Source organism: Pseudomonas sp. S2_E01 (genome assembly GCF_054668365.1).
This window is the reverse complement of the sequence record NZ_CP162762.1, coordinates 6136013-6153873: the sequence shown is the minus strand read 5'-3', so window position 1 is coordinate 6153873 and position 17861 is coordinate 6136013. Positions and strand designations below refer to the sequence as shown.

The 17861-nt window shown below is 61.4% G+C and carries 15 protein-coding genes; 9 read left to right on the top strand and 6 right to left on the bottom strand.

The annotated features are described in order from the left end of the window. Positions 1 to 60 precede the first annotated feature (60 nt). Positions 61 to 579, bottom strand: a complete 519-nt coding sequence (locus AB4O36_RS28405) for a glycine cleavage system transcriptional repressor (RefSeq protein WP_460120249.1) — start codon at positions 577 to 579, stop codon at positions 61 to 63. A gap of 507 nt (positions 580 to 1086) precedes the next feature. On the opposite strand from AB4O36_RS28405, the gene AB4O36_RS28400 reads away from it, so the two are divergent. Then, complete coding sequence (locus tag AB4O36_RS28400) at positions 1087 to 3264, top strand: malate synthase G (RefSeq protein ID WP_460140778.1); 2178 nt, start codon at positions 1087 to 1089, stop codon at positions 3262 to 3264. Positions 3265 to 3465: 201 nt separating this feature from the next. Here the strand turns inward: AB4O36_RS28400 and AB4O36_RS28395 are convergent, their stop codons facing one another. Continuing rightward, entirely contained in the window at positions 3466 to 3912 is a 447-nt protein-coding gene (locus AB4O36_RS28395; RefSeq protein ID WP_460120244.1) for a response regulator, read from the bottom strand. A 259-nt stretch (positions 3913 to 4171) separates the two neighbouring features. Here AB4O36_RS28395 and AB4O36_RS28390 point away from each other — a divergent pair, with 259 nt between their 5' ends. The 8 genes from AB4O36_RS28390 to AB4O36_RS28355 all read left to right on the top strand — a co-directional run bounded on the left by AB4O36_RS28390 (position 4172) and on the right by AB4O36_RS28355 (position 13304). Next, positions 4172 to 6106 (top strand): putative nucleotidyltransferase substrate binding domain-containing protein, encoded by a 1935-nt coding sequence (locus AB4O36_RS28390; RefSeq protein ID WP_460140777.1) that lies wholly within the window; start codon positions 4172 to 4174, stop codon positions 6104 to 6106. Continuing rightward, entirely contained in the window at positions 6103 to 6810 is a 708-nt protein-coding gene (locus AB4O36_RS28385) for a 3'-5' exonuclease (RefSeq protein ID WP_460120240.1), read from the top strand. The genes AB4O36_RS28390 and AB4O36_RS28385 overlap by 4 nt, the downstream gene beginning before the upstream one ends. A gap of 219 nt (positions 6811 to 7029) precedes the next feature. Next, positions 7030 to 7548 carry an RNA polymerase sigma factor gene (locus tag AB4O36_RS28380; protein WP_460120238.1) on the top strand — a complete coding sequence of 173 codons (519 nt, stop codon included), beginning with the start codon at positions 7030 to 7032 and terminating at the stop codon, positions 7546 to 7548. Then, complete coding sequence (locus AB4O36_RS28375) at positions 7545 to 8516, top strand: FecR domain-containing protein (RefSeq protein ID WP_460120236.1); 972 nt, start codon at positions 7545 to 7547, stop codon at positions 8514 to 8516. Before AB4O36_RS28380 ends, AB4O36_RS28375 begins: the two co-directional genes overlap by 4 nt. Positions 8517 to 8706: 190 nt before the next feature. After that, positions 8707 to 11115, top strand: a complete 2409-nt coding sequence (locus tag AB4O36_RS28370; RefSeq protein ID WP_460120234.1) for a TonB-dependent siderophore receptor — start codon at positions 8707 to 8709, stop codon at positions 11113 to 11115. A 68-nt stretch (positions 11116 to 11183) separates the two neighbouring features. Continuing rightward, positions 11184 to 12314 carry a PepSY-associated TM helix domain-containing protein gene (locus AB4O36_RS28365; RefSeq protein WP_460120232.1) on the top strand — a complete coding sequence of 377 codons (1131 nt, stop codon included), beginning with the start codon at positions 11184 to 11186 and terminating at the stop codon, positions 12312 to 12314. Continuing rightward, the gene (locus tag AB4O36_RS28360; RefSeq protein ID WP_460120230.1) at positions 12311 to 12490 is read left to right on the top strand and encodes a hypothetical protein; all 180 of its coding nucleotides are present in this window, start codon (positions 12311 to 12313) and stop codon (positions 12488 to 12490) included. The genes AB4O36_RS28365 and AB4O36_RS28360 overlap by 4 nt, the downstream gene beginning before the upstream one ends. Positions 12491 to 12638: 148 nt before the next feature. Beyond that, entirely contained in the window at positions 12639 to 13304 is a 666-nt protein-coding gene (locus AB4O36_RS28355) for a glutathione S-transferase (RefSeq protein ID WP_460140776.1), read from the top strand. Between the two features lie 220 nt (positions 13305 to 13524). Here AB4O36_RS28355 and creD read toward each other — a convergent pair whose 3' ends face one another. The 4 genes from creD to rloA2 all read right to left on the bottom strand — a co-directional run bounded on the left by creD (position 13525) and on the right by rloA2 (position 17745). Further along, positions 13525 to 14895: a cell envelope integrity protein CreD gene (creD, locus tag AB4O36_RS28350; protein WP_460140775.1), complete on the bottom strand. Its 1371-nt coding sequence runs from the start codon at positions 14893 to 14895 to the stop codon at positions 13525 to 13527. Between the two features lie 172 nt (positions 14896 to 15067). Further along, positions 15068 to 16486 (bottom strand): two-component system sensor histidine kinase CreC, encoded by a 1419-nt coding sequence (creC, locus tag AB4O36_RS28345; RefSeq protein WP_460140774.1) that lies wholly within the window; start codon positions 16484 to 16486, stop codon positions 15068 to 15070. Next, on the bottom strand, positions 16486 to 17166 hold the full coding sequence (gene creB, locus AB4O36_RS28340; protein ID WP_460120222.1) for a two-component system response regulator CreB: 681 nt from the start codon (positions 17164 to 17166) through the stop codon (positions 16486 to 16488). Before creB ends, creC begins: the two co-directional genes overlap by 1 nt. A gap of 75 nt (positions 17167 to 17241) precedes the next feature. Next, positions 17242 to 17745 (bottom strand): retropepsin-like aspartic peptidase RloA2, encoded by a 504-nt coding sequence (rloA2, locus tag AB4O36_RS28335; protein WP_460120218.1) that lies wholly within the window; start codon positions 17743 to 17745, stop codon positions 17242 to 17244. Positions 17746 to 17861 lie beyond the last annotated feature (116 nt).

Sequence of the window (17861 nt, the reverse complement as noted above, 5' to 3'; positions counted from 1 at the left end):
TGGCGGGCAGTCTCTACAGGTTATCCACAGGCAGGTGCACGTTAAAACTGGATAAGCCGTTTAGGCTTCGCTGCGCAAAACCAGTTCCACCATCAAGTCATCCGCCAGGGTTTCCAGGCGCGATTGCAGCACATCCAGTGACAAGGTCAGCGGCACGGCGAGAATCGCCTCGGCGTGGAACAGCGGCTCACTGCTCATGGGCGCCGGACGCACTTCGGTAACCAGTCGTTCCAGGCTCACCCCTTGTTCACTCAACAAGCGCGTGATGTCGCGCACGATCCCGGGGCGATCATTGCCCACCAACTCCATCGCAATCGGCTTCCAGGTGCAGGACTGTTCGATCGAGCTTTCGGCAATCAACACGCGAATGCCCTGGCCCGACAACCCTTGCAGGGCATCGACCAAGGCGTCGTAGGCTTCTGCCGGTACGCCCACCCGAAGAATCCCGGCGAACTGCCCGGCCATGCGCGACATGCGGCTCTCCAGCCAGTTACCACCCTGCTCGGCGATGCACTGAGCAATGCGCTCGACCTGGCCGGGCTTGTCTGGAGCAAAAACAGTCAGTACGAGGTGGTCCATGGCGCAGCCCTCTCTGGTCATGATTTTTGTCGTTGAGAGGGAAGTATAGGCAAGAGGGGGTTGTGTGTTGTCTGGGCGGGCCTCATCGCGGGCAAGCCCGCTCCTACAGGGATCGGGACACCCCAAAGCAAGGGTGAACAACAAATCGTGTACAACTCAGATATTTAACTGGAACAATCCATAAGTTTTTTGAGAACATCCCGTACCCCGCCGTGACTGCAATGCGTCACGAGGTCGCAGAACGACGTAATTAGTCTAATTTTCACAAGCGCAACTGATCATGTAGTATGCCGCAGCGCGCACTACATAACGTTGGATCGATGTCTGCCGCAGGCACGTTCGCAACCCCCAAAGCCCTGTCAGCAAGGCCTCAAAGCCGTTGATCGGTTCCATCCCAGCCGCCTGAAATGGCATGTACTGGGGGAAGGGGTTTGTGGTTTAAATAGCCGAGGCTTCATTGTCATTTGAAGAATAAAAGCGAAATAGCTGAGCAGAGTGAGGCAAGCAATGACTGAACACGTTCAAGTCGGTGGCCTGCAGGTCGCCAAAGTCCTGTTCGACTTCGTGAACAACGAAGCCATTCCCGGAACCGGCCTGACTGCCGAAACGTTCTGGGCCGGTGCCGACAAGGTCATTCATGACCTGGCGCCGAAGAACAAAGCCCTACTCGCCAAACGCGATGATTTCCAGGCTCGTATCGACGCCTGGCACCAGGAGCGCGCAGGCCAGGCGCACGACGCCGTGGCCTACAAGGCGTTCCTGCAAGACATCGGTTATCTGCTGCCAGAAGCGGCCGATTTCCAGGTCTCGACGCAAAACGTCGATGAAGAAATCGCCCACATGGCCGGTCCGCAACTCGTGGTGCCGGTGATGAATGCCCGTTTCGCGCTCAATGCCTCGAACGCCCGTTGGGGTTCGCTGTACGACGCGCTCTACGGCACCGACGCCATCAGCGAAGCTGACGGCGCGGAAAAAGGCAAAGGCTACAACAAGGTTCGCGGCGACAAGGTCATCGCCTTCGCCCGTGCCTTCCTCGACGAGGCCGCACCACTCGCCGCCGGCTCCCACGTCGATGCCACCCGTTACAGCATCGCGGACGGCAAACTGCTGGTCGCCCTCAAAGGTGGCAGCAACAGCGGCCTGCGCAACGATGCCCAGTTGATCGGTTTCCAGGGCGATGCCTCGGCACCCATCGCAATCCTGCTGAAAAACAACGGCCTGCATTTCGAAATCCAGGTCGATGCCAGCACCCCCGTCGGCCAGACCGACGCTGCCGGCGTCAAAGACATCCTGATGGAAGCCGCGCTGACCACCATCATGGACTGCGAAGACTCCGTCGCTGCTGTCGATGCCGATGACAAGGTGGTGATCTACCGCAACTGGCTCGGCCTGATGAAGGGCGACCTGTCGGAAGAAGTCGCCAAGGGCGGCAAGACCTTCACCCGCACCATGAACGCCGACCGGACCTACACCGCCGTCGACGGCAGCCCGTTGAGCCTGCACGGTCGTTCGCTGCTGTTCGTGCGTAACGTCGGCCACCTGATGACCATCGATGCGATTCTCGACAGCCAAGGCAACGAAGTGCCGGAAGGCATCCTCGACGGTTTGGTGACGTGCCTGGCCGCCATGCACAACCTCAACGGCAACACCTCGCGCAAAAACACGCGCACCGGCTCGGTCTACATCGTCAAACCGAAAATGCACGGTCCGGAAGAAGCAGCGTTCACCAACGAGCTGTTCGGTCGCGTCGAAGACGTACTGGGCCTGCCGCGCAATACCCTCAAAGTCGGAATCATGGACGAGGAGCGCCGTACCACGGTCAACCTCAAGGCCTGCATCAAGGCGGCCAGCGAGCGCGTCGTGTTCATCAACACCGGTTTCCTCGACCGCACGGGCGATGAAATCCACACCTCCATGGAAGCCGGCCCAATGGTGCGCAAGGCGGACATGAAGGCGGAAAAATGGATCGGCGCCTACGAGAACTCCAACGTCGACATCGGTTTGAGCACCGGCCTGCAAGGTCGTGCGCAGATCGGTAAAGGCATGTGGGCCATGCCTGACCTGATGGCAGCGATGCTCGAACAGAAAATCGCTCACCCAATGGCCGGCGCCAACACCGCCTGGGTTCCATCGCCAACCGCCGCCGCGTTGCATGCGCTGCACTACCACAAGGTCGACGTGTTCGCGCGCCAGGCCGAACTGGCCAAGCGTGCGCCGGCGTCGGTGGACGACATCCTGACCATCCCGCTGGCGGTCAACCCGCAGTGGAGCGCCGAACAGATCAAGAACGAACTGGACAACAACGCCCAGGGCATTCTCGGTTACGTGGTGCGTTGGATCGATCAGGGCGTGGGTTGCTCGAAGGTGCCGGACATCAATGACGTCGGCCTGATGGAGGACCGTGCCACCCTGCGCATTTCCAGTCAGCACATCGCCAACTGGCTGCGTCACGGCATCGTCACCCAGGAACAAGTACTGGAAAGCCTCAAGCGCATGGCGCCGGTGGTTGACCGTCAGAATGCCAACGACCCGCTGTACCGGCCTCTGGCACCGAACTTCGACAGCAACATCGCCTTCCAGGCGGCGGTCGAATTGGTGATCGAAGGCACCCAGCAGCCGAACGGCTACACCGAGCCGGTCCTGCACCGTCGCCGCCGCGAGTTCAAGGCGGCCAATGGCGTGTAACTGAAGCCCATGAAAAAGCCCTGATCTGTCGATCAGGGCTTTTTTGTATGTGCTGTCTTGATGTCTGTAGGAGCGAGCATGTCGAAACGTCGAACCGTCGCGATGGACGTTAACGATAACGCTGGCAAACTGATGCCCAACGGTGCCTTGAAGACCATCGCGAGCATGCTCGCTCCTACAGAAATGTGTGTACCGATTCGGTCAGGGCTCCATCCCCAACTCATGCTTGACCAGCGCCAGCAACTTGCCGGTGTCGATGGGTTTGAGCAGGAAGTCCACCACGCTCAAATGCATCGCGGCGATCGCGTCCTTCACGTCGGCATCGCCGGAAACAATAATGAACGGCATCGCCGCCCGTACCGATTCGCGAACCTGGCGGATCAAATCCAGCCCATTGACGTGCCCCATCCGCAGATCGGTGATCACCAGACCGATCGAAGGTTTTTCGCTCAGCATCTTCAGCGCCGTTTCGCCGCTGGCGGCGGTCATGCAGCGAATGCCATCCAAACCCAATATTTCCGACAACAGCTCGCGAGCGTCCTTGTCGTCATCGACGATCAGCACCCGTTGCGGGGGCAAATCGGGCTCCAGCATGACGGCACTCAGCGCTTCGCGTTCGGCGTCACTCAAAATATCGTGGTCGGACATGGCTTTCTCTAAGTGATCGAGTTCTTTCCCTGGCACAGTGGTGAGACATCGCCGAGCAGACCTTCTAATGTGCACTTCGTCGGATTTTTTGCCTATAAGGGAAAGGATAGGTTCTCCCTCGATTTTCGTAAGGGTTTTCCCAAATCTCACCTCACAAAGCCATCCTAGACTTACGTCCAATGGGCACTGCGCGTTCAGAAGCTGACCATGGCCGAGTCATCCGACAACAACAATTTCAAAAAAGACTGCGGTAATGGTTATGAGTAAAGCGGACGCCTTCACCCAGGCAGGGAAAACCGCGGTGTTGCAGAACATCCAGGGAACCCTGCAATTCCTCCAGCGCTTCCCCCCTTTCAATCAGATGGAACACGCTCACCTGGCGTACCTGGTTGAACAATGTCAGCTGCGTTTCTATGCGCCCGGCGAGAGCATCATCAAGCCCGCCGATGGCCCGGTCGAGCATTTCTACATCGTCAAGCAGGGCCGCGTGGTGGGTGAGCGTCCCCACAGCGCCAAGGGCGGCACCGAAACCACCTTCGAAATCACCGGCGGCGAATGCTTTCCCCTCGCCGCCCTGTTGGGTGAACGTGCGACCCGTACCGAACACCTCGCGGCCGAAGACACCTTTTGCCTGCAACTGAACAAGCTCGCTTTCATCAAGCTGTTTGCCCTGTCCACCACCTTTCGCGACTTTGCCCTGCGTGGCGTCAGCAGCCTGCTGGACCAAGTCAACCAGCAAGTGCAGCAAAAAGCCGTGGAAACCCTCGGCACCCAGTACTCTCTCAACACTCGCCTGGGCGAACTGGCCATGCGTCACCCGGTGACGTGCGGCCCCGACACCCCCCTGCGCGAAGCCGTGACGTTGATGCACGAGCAGCAGGTCGGCAGCATCGTGGTGGTCAACGAACACAAGGCGCCCCAGGGGATTTTTACGCTGCGTGACCTGCGCCAGGTGGTGGCAGGCGGCACCAACGATTTCAACGAGTCCATCGAGCGACACATGACCCGCGCGCCGTTCTTCCTGAGCCCGGATCACAGCGCGTTCGATGCAGCGATTGCCATGACCGAGCGGCACATCGCCCACGTCTGCCTGGTCAAGGATCAGCGCCTGTGTGGTGTGGTGTCGGAGCGTGATCTGTTCTCCCTGCAACGGGTCGATCTGGTGCACCTGGCTCGCACCATCCGCAGTGCCCAGCGCGTGGAAAACCTGGTGGTGCTGCGCGGCGAGATCGGCCAGCTGGTGGAGCGCATGCTCGCCCATGGCGCGTCGTCGACCCAGATCACCCACATCATCACCCTGCTCAACGATCACACCGTGTGCCGGGTCATCGAACTGACGCTCGCCGAAAAAGGCGACCCCGGCGTGCCGTTCAGTTGGTTGTGCTTCGGCAGCGAAGGCCGTCGCGAGCAGACGCTGCACACCGACCAGGACAACGGCATCCTCTTCGAAGCCCGTGATGCGGCGCACGCCGCCGAGATTCGCGGCAAGCTGCTGCCCATCGCACAACACATCAACCAGAGCCTGGCGTTGTGCGGCTTCACCCTGTGCAAGGGTAACATCATGGCCGGCAACCCCGAGCTGTGCCTGTCTCGCGCCGAATGGGCGCGCCGCTTTTCGGCGTTCATCCGTGAAGCGACGCCGGAGAACCTGCTGGGCTCAAGCATCTATTTCGACCTGCGGGTGGTCTGGGGCGACGAGCAAAGCTGCGATCAATTGCGTCGGGGAGTTCTCGACCAGGTCGCCGACAATCGTCTGTTCCAGCGCATGATGGCCGAAAACGCCCTGCGCAATCGCCCGCCCGTAGGACGGTTCCGCGAGTTCGTGCTGGCGCGCAAGAATGGCGAGAAAGCCACGCTGGACCTGAAGGTCCAAGGGCTGGGGCCGTTCGTCGAGGGCGCTCGATTGCTCGCATTGGCCCACGGCATCGAGGCAAACAATACCCTGGAGCGTTTTCGTCAACTGGTGGAAAAGCAGGTGATCGATCAGCTCGATGGTGCGGCCTACGAAGAGGCGTACCACTTCATTCAGCAAACCCGCATGCAGCAACATCAGCGACAGACGCGGGAGAACCTGCCCTACTCCAACCGGGTCGATCCCGACAGCCTCAACCACCTGGACCGCCGGATCCTGCGTGAGTCCCTGCGCCAGGCACAACGCCTGCAAAGCAGCCTGACCCTGCGGTATCAACTATGAGTCTGTTTTCCTGGCTGCGCCCGGCAGGTCCGATGTTATCTGGCCAACTGCAGCAACGCCTCAAGGACTTGCCGGTGGAGGCCGCGCTGGGTGAGTGCAGCCTGCGCGAACAGCGCTGGGTGGTGGTGGACCTGGAAACCACCGGGCTGAACCTGAACAAGGACCGTGTGCTGTCCATCGGCGCCGTGGTGATCGAAGACGGCGCCATCGATTTCAGCCAACAGTTCGAACGCACCCTGCAATGCGCCGACATGAAAGTGGCGCCCAGTGTGCTGATTCACGGCCTGGGACCCAGCGCGATAGCCGCCGGCACGGATCCGGCGCAGGCACTGATCGAGTTCATGGAGTTTGTCGGCGACAGTCCGCTGCTGGCGTTCCATGCGCCCTTTGACCAGCACATGCTCGGGCGCGCGCTGAAAGATCATCTGGGGTACAAGTTGCAGCATCCGTTTCTGGACGTGGCCGACATCGCGCCGCTGCTGTGCCCGCAGGCGAACATTCGCGAGGCCGGCCTGGATGAGTGGATCAATTGGTTCAAGCTCGAAGTGATCGAACGCCACAACGCCAGTGCCGATGCGCTGGCCACCGCAGAATTGGCTCTGATCCTGTTCAGCCGGGCACGGCAGCAGCAGATTCATAGCCCGTTGAACCTGCAACAGCGGTTGAGCCAGTGGAAGCGGCGGCAGAATTCGCCGTCGTTTTGATTTGCGGCGCCTGATCGGGCGCCATCGCGGGCAAGCCCGCTCCTACAGGATGGTCGGCGCTCAGAGATCTCTGTAGGAGCGGGCTTGCCCGCGATGAACGATAACGCGGTCCATCGCCTTGTCCACCAGCCGACCAGCGGCCAATTGCTTCCCTCCCGCGCCTCTGCCACAATCGCGAACAATTCTCGTTAGTTAACACTTCTTAATCGGTGATGCGTCGTGGCGTCAGTCCCCAGCCCTCAAAGTGAACTCGTCGGTGCGTTGTATCGTGACCATCGCAGTTGGCTATTGGCCTGGCTTCGGCGCAACGTCGCCTGCCCGCAGCGGGCCGAGGACCTGAGCCAGGACACCTTCGTACGCTTGCTGGGCCGCGAGGAACTGACAGCGCCGCGCGAACCCCGGGCGTTCCTGGTGGCGATCGCCAAGGGCCTGCTGTTCGACTACTTCCGACGGGCCGCGCTGGAACAGGCCTACCTCACCGAATTGATGCTGATTCCCGAAGAAGAACACCCTTCGGCGGAAGAACAGCAAATGATCCTCGAAGACCTGAAAAACATCGACCGCCTGCTCGGCAAGCTGTCGAGCAAGGCGCGAGCGGCGTTTCTCTACAACCGTCTCGACGGCTTGAGCCACGCAGAAATCGCCCAGCGCCTCGGCGTTTCGGTGCCACGGGTGCGCCAATACCTGGCCCAAGGCATTCGCCAGTGCTACATCGCCTTGTACGGGGAGCCCGTATGACCCCGGCCAGCTCCAGACCCGTCTCGGCACAGGTGCTGGACGCGGCGATTGCCTGGCAATTGTCGCTGGACTCTGACAACCCGGTGGAGCGCGAAGAGTTCGCCAAGTGGCACGCCGCCCACGAGGAACACGCCCGCGCCTGGCGCCAGCTGGGCATGCTCGATCAGCGTTTCAGCGTGGTCAGCGGGCCGGCGCGCACCGCGTTGCTGCAATCACGCGAAGGCATTCGACGGCGGGTGCGCAAGCTGGGCAATGGCCTGGCAACCGTCGTAGCGGTGATCGGCCTGGCGCTGTTCGCCGGTGAGCGCTACCTGCCAGTCGATTACTGGCTGGCCGATCAACGTACCGCCACCGGCGAGCAACGCACCTTGCGCCTGAGCGACGGCACCGTGATCAACCTCAACACCCACAGCGCGGTGGATGTGCGCTTCGACGAGAAGCAACGGCGGGTAATACTTCAGGACGGCGAAATCCTCGTCGAGACGGGTCACGGCGACGCCCGGCCGTTCATCGTCGAAACCCGTGAAGGCAGCATGCGTGCACTGGGGACGCGCTTCCTGGTCAAGCGCGAAGAGGAAGGCACGCGCCTGAGCGTGTTGAAGTCCGCCGTGGCGGCGCATCCCGAGTCCAGCCCCGACGAACAGATTCTGCAGGAAGGCCAGCAAGTGCTGATGCGCAGCAACGGCCTGGGGCCGATCGCCGCGCTGGACCTCGGCGCCGACGCCTGGACCCGGGGCATGCTGGTGGTGGACAACGCACGCCTGGAGGACCTGGTACATGAACTGGGTCGCTACCGTCGTGGACACCTTGGGGTCGCGCCAGAAGTGGCAGATTGGCGGATTACCGGCAGCTTTCCGTTGAACGACACCGACCTGGCGTTGAGCGCCCTGCTGCCGACGTTGCCGGTGCAGATCGAGCAGCGCACGGCTTGGTGGGTGACGGTGGCGAAGGCCGATGCGAAGCCTTGAGAGCGTTGGCGTCTGAAAGTGCGGCGCCATCGGGGGCAAGCCCCCTGTAGGAGCGGGCTTGCCCCCGATGGCGGCCTATCAGCCCCACCGAACCCCCTGAATAAAAATTATTTTCATCCACCCCTATCACTTTGCACATCTCGTTCGGCACACAGGCAATTGAGAAGTATTCCCTTTCAGGAGCCATCCCATGTCCCGTTCGCTCGACACCTTGTTGCGCCCCAGTTTGCTGGCGGTAGCCATTGCCCTCTGTACCCCGCTGGCCAGCAGCCCACTGATCGCCGCTGAGCAAGCGTCCAACGTTCGCGCCTATAACCTGCCGGCTGCGCCTTTGGCCAGCACCCTGAACCAGATCGCCAGCCAGTCGGGCCTTGCCCTTTCGTTGAACCCATCCCTGGCGGCGGGAAAGACATCGGCTCCGGTCAGCGGCCAGTACGACGCCGTTGGCGCCTTGCGCGCTGCCCTGCGTGGCACCGGCTTGCAACTGGAACAGAGCGGCACCGGCACCTACAGCCTTGTGGCCGCACCAGAGGGCGTGATGGCGCTGCCGGAAACGGCGATCATCGGTGTCGAGAACACCGAAAGCGCTTGGGGGCCGGTGGAGGGATATGTGGCTACCCGCACGGCTGCCGGCACAAAAACCGATACGCCCATTGTCGAAGCACCACGCTCGATGTCGGTGATCACCCGCGCGCAGATGGAAGATCGTGGCGTGCAGAATCTCGATGACGCCGTGCGTTACATGCCAGGCGTGATCGCCAGTAGCTACGGCAGCGACTCGCGGGCCGACTGGCTGCGCGTACGTGGCTTCGAACCGACCCAGTTCCTTGATGGCCTGCCGCTGCCAAAAGGTTCCTACGCCAACCCCAAGGCCGAAACCTGGGACCTGGAACGCATCACGCTCCTGCGCGGGCCTGCCTCTTCGGTATACGGCCAGACTCCACCGGGCGGCATGCTCGATATGGTCAGCCGCCGTCCAGATGCCATTGCCAGCCACGAAGTACGCGCTGAAGTGGGCAGCAATAACCGCAAGCAGATGAGCTTCGACAGCACCGGCAAGATCGATGACGAAGGTCAGTTTCTCTACCGCGTCGACGGCGTGGTGCGTGACAGCGGTATGCCGGTCGACCACACCGATGACAAGCGCTATAACTTGGCACCGAGCCTGACCTGGAATGTCGACGATGACACGCACCTGACATTCCTCTCGCAGTTCACTCGCGACGATACCGGGGTCAGCGGTCAATTCCTGCCATTGCAAGGCACCAAGCTGGCCTCGCCGGCCGGGGCGAAAATTTCCCACCACAAGAACCTGGGTGATCCGGACTCCGATCACTATGATCGCACCTACTACGCCCTGGGCTACGCCTTCGACCATCGCCTGAACGATGTCTGGCAGTTCAAACAGAACCTGCGCTATACCAAAAGCGATCTGTCCTTCCAGCAAGCCTACGCGTCCTTCGGTGACGTCGTAGCGCCGGACGGCACCCTGAGCCGCTTGGTCGACAAGGTCGACGAGGACATCAGCCAGTTCGCCGTCGACAACAACTTTCAGGCTGACTTCCAGACCGGTGCGCTAAGCCACGTCGTCCTGCTGGGCCTGGATCACCAGCGCACAAACACCAACTACAAATGGCTGGAAGGCACTGCGCCAACCAGCAACGTGATTCACCCGATTCGTGGTGCGGACTTCTCAAATGTTTCCTACGCCACGTTCTACGACTACAACCAGAAGACCAACCAGACCGGCCTCTATGCTCAGGACCAGATTTCCTTGGACAAATGGCGCCTGACCTTGGGTGGCCGTGAGGACTGGATTCACAGCGCGACGACATTCAACAACCAGAACGATGCGACCAACACCCAGCGCGACAAGGCCTTCAGCGGTAATGCCGGCCTGAGCTATGTCTTTGACTCCGGTATCACCCCCTACATTTCCTACACGGAGTCGTTCCAGCCGTCGATGGGTGCCGACGCCCGTGCGACCGAGGGATTCAAGCCCACTGAAGGCAAGCAGACCGAGATCGGCGTGAAGTACCAGCCGCCGGGCAGCCGCACCCTGCTCACCGCTGCCGCGTTCGACCTGCGCCAGGAAAACGTATCGGTTTCGCAGAACAACGTCACCAGCCAGATCGGCGAGCTGAAAGTGCGCGGTATTGAGCTTGAAGCCACGTCCGACGTGACCGACAACCTGAAACTGGTGGGTTCCTACACCTACACCGATACCGAGATCCTCAAGGGCGACGATAAGGGCAACCGGATGAAACTGGTCCCGCGTAACCAGGCCTCGTTGTGGTCCGACTACACGTGGCACGCGGGCGTGCTCGACGGGTTCGGCGTAGGGGCTGGCGTGCGTTATGTCGGCGACACTTACGGCAACACCGCTAACACCGCCAACGGTCATGTAGGTTCCTACACCGTTTACGACGCCGCCGTGCATTACGACTTGAGCCGCCTGAACCCGGCGCTGGCAGGGATCTCGGTGGATGTCACCGCGAAGAACCTGTTCAACAAGGATTATCTGTCGACCTGTGACGGCACGTGGTGCTACTACGGCGACGAACGTAACGTCATCGCGGGCGTGAACTACAAGTGGTAAGCCACTGAGCGGTGCGCAACCACCCAGGGGTCACGGTCAGCCGTGACCTTTTGGCATTTGGATGGGTTATGAAAAGCAAAACAATCCGCCGCTGGTCCTTCGTCCACACCTGGACCAGCTTGATCTGCACGGTATTCCTGCTGATGCTGGCACTCACCGGCCTGCCGCTGATCTTCCATCACGAGATCGATCATCTGCTGGGTGATGCACCGGAGTTGAAGGTCATGCCGGCCGATACCCCGCAGCTTAATTTGCAGCAACTGGTGCAGGCAGCAGAAAAACATCGTCCCGGCGAAGTCATGCAGTATTTCGGCTTCGACGAAGACGAACCCAATGGCGCCATTGCGATCATGGCAGCCACCGCTGGCACCGAGCCCAACTCGTCGCACACGTTCATGCTCGACGCCCGCACCGGGCAAGCGCTGGAAATGCCGTCGGCCAACGGCGGTTTCATGATGTTCATGCTGCGCCTGCACGTGGACATGTTTGCCGACTTGCCGGGCAAGCTGTTGCTGGCGTTCATGGGCATCCTGTTCGTGGTGGCGATTGTCTCCGGGACGGTGTTGTACCTGCCGTTCATGCGACGGCTGAAATTCGCCACCGTGCGCCAGGACAAATCCACCCGCCTGCGTTGGCTCGACCTGCACAACCTGATAGGCGTGGTCACCCTGACCTGGGCGCTGGTGGTGGGCGTTACCGGCGTGATCAGCGCCTGCGCCGACTTGCTCATCGCCCAATGGCGCAACGACACGCTCAGCACGATGATCGCGCCGTACCGCGATGCGCCGCCGCTGACCCAACTGGCCCCGGCCACCCGCCTGCTCGACATCGCCCGCGATGCTGCACCTGGCATGCGTCCGGATTTCATCGCCTTCCCCGGTACGCGTTTTTCCAGCGAGCACCATTACGCGGTGTTCATGAAAGGCAGCACGCACCTGACCTCGCACCTGTTGACGCCGATCCTGATCGACGCCAGCAATCTTGAGGTCACCGCCGTGGTCGAGCGCCCCTGGTACATGGACGCCATGGGCATGTCGCAGCCCCTGCACTTCGGTGATTACGGCGGCATGCCGATGAAAATCCTCTGGGCCACCCTCGACGTGCTGACCATCATCGTGCTCGGCAGCGGTGTTTACCTGTGGGTAGTGCGGCGCAAGGCCGCCAAACCCGTCTTGGAAAAAGCCGAGGCCAGCGCATGAGGCCCCGGCAATCGAACTTCTGGAAAGTCTTCGCCACGCCCACGGTGATCGCCTTGCTGACCGCCGCAGGGTTGTTTGCCGCGTTGCTCGGCGACGGCGCCTGGGATGCGCTGAGCTGGCTCGGCTTGGGCATTCCCGCCGCCCTGGCCCTGCGCGGCCTGCTGCGTCGACACTAACCGCCCCCTGTAGGAGCGAGCTTGCTCGCGATGCGGTGTATCAGTTGATAGCAATGCTGGCTGACACACCGCCATCGCGAGCAATCGAGCGTCGACCGGCTGCTCCTACAGGGGGAATGGAGTATTCAAGCCCCTGCCCCAACACGCTATGCTGCCCACCTCCGCCACCGCCCGAGACGCAGCCATGTCCACCCCGAGCATGATCCTGTACCACAACCCCCTCTCGCCCTTCGTTCGCAAAGTCATGGTGCTGCTGCACGAAACCGGCCAGCAGGACCGCGTCGCCCTGCAAAACTGCGTACTCACGCCGGTCGACCCGGACCAGGCGCTGATCGACGACAACCCCCTGAGCAAAATCCCGGCCCTGCGCCTCGCCGACGGCAGCGTCATCCACGACAGCCGGGTGATCCTCGACTACCTCGACCACCAGCACGTCGGCAACCCGCTGATCCCCCGCGAGGGCTCGGCCCGCTGGCGCCGCCTGACCCTGGCCTCGATGGCCGACGGCATCATGGACGCCGCCGTGCTGGTCCGCTACGAAGTCGCCCTGCGTGCCCCGCAAAAACACTGGGCCGAGTGGCTCGATGGCCAGCGCGACAAAATCCGCCGCGCCCTGGCCCTGCTGGAAAAAGACGCGATCGCCGAACTGACCAGCCACTTCGACGTGGCCGCCATCAGCGTCGCGTGTGCCCTGGGCTACATCGATCTGCGCCACCCGGACCTGGCCTGGCGCGAGGCCAACCCGCAACTGGCCGCCTGGTTTTTCGAAGTCAGCCAACGGCCGTCGATGCTGGCGACGATGCCCAAGGTTTAGGTTTTCGCTGACCGGGTTGGCCTCATCGCGAGCAAGTCGAATCGTCGCCCCCACAGTTGATCGCGTTGTTGCTCACGGCTCGATCTAAGGAGGGAGCGACGGGGCGACGATTCGATCTGCTCGCGATGCCATCCCACCGGCTCCGACGCAAACAACTCACAGACCAATACCACCAGCCTCTCCCCTTCTCGCTGATCCTCCCGCAACCCCACCCACCGGCTCATTTCACCTCTCCCAGATCAAACGCCACCGGCTTGCCCACCTTCTGCCCCACCCCATACCAATCCAGCTTCCGGGTCAGCACCATGAACACCCCCAACACCCCAAACAACAACCCCGAGCCCATCAACAACGCGTAATCCTCGGCGCTCAACAGCCCGTATAGCAGGCCATACAACGCCGCCAGTCCCGCCGAAAAACTCAGGCCGTGGCGCACGCTGTGCAGCACGTGGCAGACGTAGAAGCCGATCAACACCACACAGGCACTGGCCGACGCGAGATAGGCCAGGGCGAAGCCGATGTGTTCGGACAACGACAGCAACAGCAGGTAGAAGAACGCCAGGGCCACCCCCACCAACGCGTACTGCACTGGGTGCACCGCGAGGCTTTTCAGCACTTCGAAGAGGAAGAAGCCAGCGAAGGTCAGGACGATGAACAGCAGCGCGTACTTGATCGCCCGGTCGCTTTTCAAATACTGATCCACCGGGTCGATGAAGCTCACCCCGAAGCTGCGGCCATTGAACGCTTCGCAGCTGCGGCGCAGCACGCAATCGTTCAGGGCTTCTTGCAGGTTGGTGGAGAAAAACGTTGTTTGCCATTCGGCGGAGAAGCCTTGGTCGGTGATGTCACGCTTGGCCGGCAGGTAGTTGCCGATGAAGCTGGGGTGCGGCCAGTTGGCGGTCAGGGATACGCTGCTGGTTTTGCCCACAGGCAGCACCTGCAACTGCCCGGTGCCTTGCAGCTTCAGGTTGAACGCGAATGCCAGCTCGGTGTTTTGTTTCGCATCCAGCGCCGGCAACATCACGTGAACACCCTCGCCCAGCCACCCCACCTGACTGCCCGGCACGAAGTCCAGGCGCTGGCCGTTGAGTTCGAGTTTCAGGGCGTTCTCGATGCCGCGAATGTCGCTGATGCCCACCGCCAGGAACGGCTGGTCGAACTGGTAATCGGCAAAGTCCTCCTTGATGCCCAGTTGCGCCGGCAGGGAAAAATGCCCGTTGATGCGATTGTCAGCATGGAACAGTCGCGCCTGATAAATACCCCGGGCGCGCAGTTCGGTGGCCACCTCGCCGTCGAGTTCGAAGCGCTCCGGCAGGAAGTACAGGCGACCGCGCTCCTCGCCCACCTCCTGATAACGCTTGTTGGTCTTTTCGTTGAGTTTCCAGGTGCGCACCACCTTGCGATACGGCACCACCATCAGCGGCCCGCTCAATTGCTGGCTGTAGCTGGAGCTGCGGGCGATGTCTTCCAGCACACCGTCACGCAGTTGCTGGCGCTCCTGGATGACGCCGTTGATCATCAACAGCGGGATCAGCAGCAGCAAAATCAGCAGGGCAATGGCCCCGAGTTTCAAGGTCAGATTGCGGTTCATGGGACTCTCCCTGTTTGGATGGGGAAAGTCTGGCGTTTGCGTGTGGGCGCTTTATGTGGGGTTTATGGAGATTGTGTGGAGACAGGGTGGGTCTGATCCTACAGGAACCGCGCTCACCTGTAGGAGCGAGCTTGTCGAAGCGTCGAACCGTCGCGATGGCGGCAACTCGGTCTCAAGGCAAGCACAAGATGACTTCCACCCCACCCTCAACATTGCCAATCCTCAACACTCCACCATGCAACTTGGCCACTTCCTCGACAAAATTAAGCCCCAACCCGGTGCTCTTGCGCCCACTGTCCGGACGCGGCAGCGAATAGAAACGCTCACTTAAACGCGGCAATGCATAGTCGGGAATCGCTTCAGCCTGGTTGAACAGTTTGAATTCGACCTGCCCGCCAACTCGTGCGGCACTGAAACGCAACAGCCCCTGAACCGGCGTGAAATCCAGGGCATTTTCCAGCAGATTCGCCAGCGCCTGGCGCAGCAGGAACGGCTCACCGTTCACCAGCAGATCATCAGGAATAGCCCGTTCCACGCGCAACTGCTTGCCTTCGATACGCCCGGCCTGAGCACCCAGCAACTCATCCACCAGACCCGCCAGCGGCACCGCCACGCGCTCTTCCAGCCCCTGACGTTGTTCCACCAGCGCCAGATTCAACAACCGCTCGATCAACTGCTGCATCCGCACGCTTTCATTGTCGATGTTGCTGACAAAACGCTGGCGTTGCGTCAACGGCATCTCGCCCTGCAACAGCTCCGCCGCACCGCGAATCGCCGCCAGCGGGCTTTTCAATTCATGGGTAAGGGTGTGTACGTAGCGCTCCACGTAAGCCTTGCCTTCGAGCTGGGTGCGCATCTGTTCCACGGCCGTCGCCAGTTGCTCCAGCTCGCCGCCACGGTAGTGCGGCACCTCAACCCGTCGCCCCTCGCTCACCGCCTGCGCATATGCGGTCAGGCGTCGCAATGCTGCACTCAGCCACCACGACAATAACGCGCCGAACAACAGGCCCAAGCCGATCAACCCGGCGCCATAGGCCAACAACCGACGCTCGGTGCGATCCACATAGGGCTGCAGCGAACTATTGGGCTTCGCCACCGTGACCACGCCTATGATCTGGCCGTTGTCGCGAATCGCCGCGCCCACGTGCATCACCGAAGAGCTGGCATCGTTCGGATCGCTGCGAGTCGAACGCGCACCGTACTCGCCGCGCAGGGTCAGGTACACATCGTTCCAGCGCGAGTAATTCTGGCCGACAGCCGTGCCGCTGGAATCCAGCACCACGATGCCCTTGGCGTCGGTGACGTAGATGCGATGGTTGACCTGATTTTTCGGCAAACCCCAGATGCTCGCCTTCGGCTGCCGTTCGCCGTAGGCCTTGAGCAACTGCGGCCAGCGGTTCTGGTTGAGGGTGCCGGCCTTGAAGTCGTCGCGCAGGATCTCCGCCATCAGGTTGGCCGTGTCCACCAGGGTTTCCTCCGTGGACTGGCGCACGCCGGGGCGGATTTCCTCCATCACCGTACTCAGCACGAAATAACCGGTCAGGCCAACGAACAGCACATACACCAGGAAAATCCGGATGCCCAGCGACATCAGCTGTTACCCGGGCTGTAGCTGTAACCGAGCCCGCGATGGGTCTGGATCGGCTCGGCGTCGGCCTTCACCCCGCGCAACTTGGCGCGCACGCTCTTGATGTGGCTGTCGATGCTGCGTTCGTAACCGGCGTCAGGAGCCACGCCAAGCGCATCGAGCAACTGCTCGCGGCTGAACACCCGCTCGGGTTGCTCGAGCAGGCATTGCAGCAGGCGGAATTCGTGACGGGTCAGGGTCAGCGGCTGGCTGCGATAACTGATCTGCACCCGCTCAGGGTCGATGCGAAACAGTGTGGAATCAGTTTCAGCGGCCGTTCTCGGCGCCACGCGCTTGAGGATCGCCCGAACCCGGGCCGTCACCTCGCGGGGGCTGAACGGCTTGACCACGTAATCGTCAGCGCCAATCTCCAGGCCCACCACCCGATCGATCTCCGCGTCCCGCGCCGTGAGAAAAATCACCGGGACCTCGGAGAAACGCCGCAATTGCTTGCAGGTTTCAAAACCTGTGATGTCAGGCAGGCCGACGTCAAGAATGATCAGGTCCGCCGGCGTCTGTTGCTGATGCTCCAGCGCCGCCGCTCCAAGGGTCAGCCACGTGGTGCTGAAACCCTCGCCCTGCAAGGCAAAAATCAGCGTATCGGCAATCGCCGCTTCGTCTTCGACAATCAGGATATGAGGCATGGCGTCCGAGCCCGGTCAGTGGAGTGGGCGAACGGTGACGCAAGCCTCACATCACGTCAATCGAACGGAATGAATTCAGCAATCCGGCTTATCCGCAGTGTATCGCCGAGCCGGGTTCACCGCCGCGCCAAACTCGCGCAGTGCCTTGGCACCGATCAGCAGAGGATAATTGAAGCTGCTGCGGTCGGTGAGGTTGACCTCGACGGTGCGCTTGACGTTGCCCAGGCACAGTTCCAGGTCGACCACCGGGCGCTTGGTCGGTGACGCCACTTCTTCGTCGTCATCCTCTTCGGAGCGGGTCTTGATCTTGCTGATGCGCGCGATCTTGTGCTCGTACACCTTGTTGCTCGCGCCCTTGGTGGCCAGGCGGAACCGCACCCAGTCTTCGCCGTCGCGGGTGAAGGTTTCGATGTCCTTGGCCGACAGGGAGGCGGTCAGGGCGCCGGTGTCCATTTTCGCCTTGAGCACTTCACCGCCGATTTCCGGCAGGGCGATGTATTCGTAGCGGCCGTACAGGGTGGGTTCGGCGGCCATGACTGGCAGGGCGACGAGGGACAAAATGGCGAGTAAAGATTTCACGTGATCGGTGTCCTTTAGAAAGGGGCAGCGGGATTTTAGACCGTCAGCGAGGGATTGGTTCGCTCTGAAATCGCTATCGCGGGCAAGCCCGCTCCCACAGGTATCGCGCCGCCCCT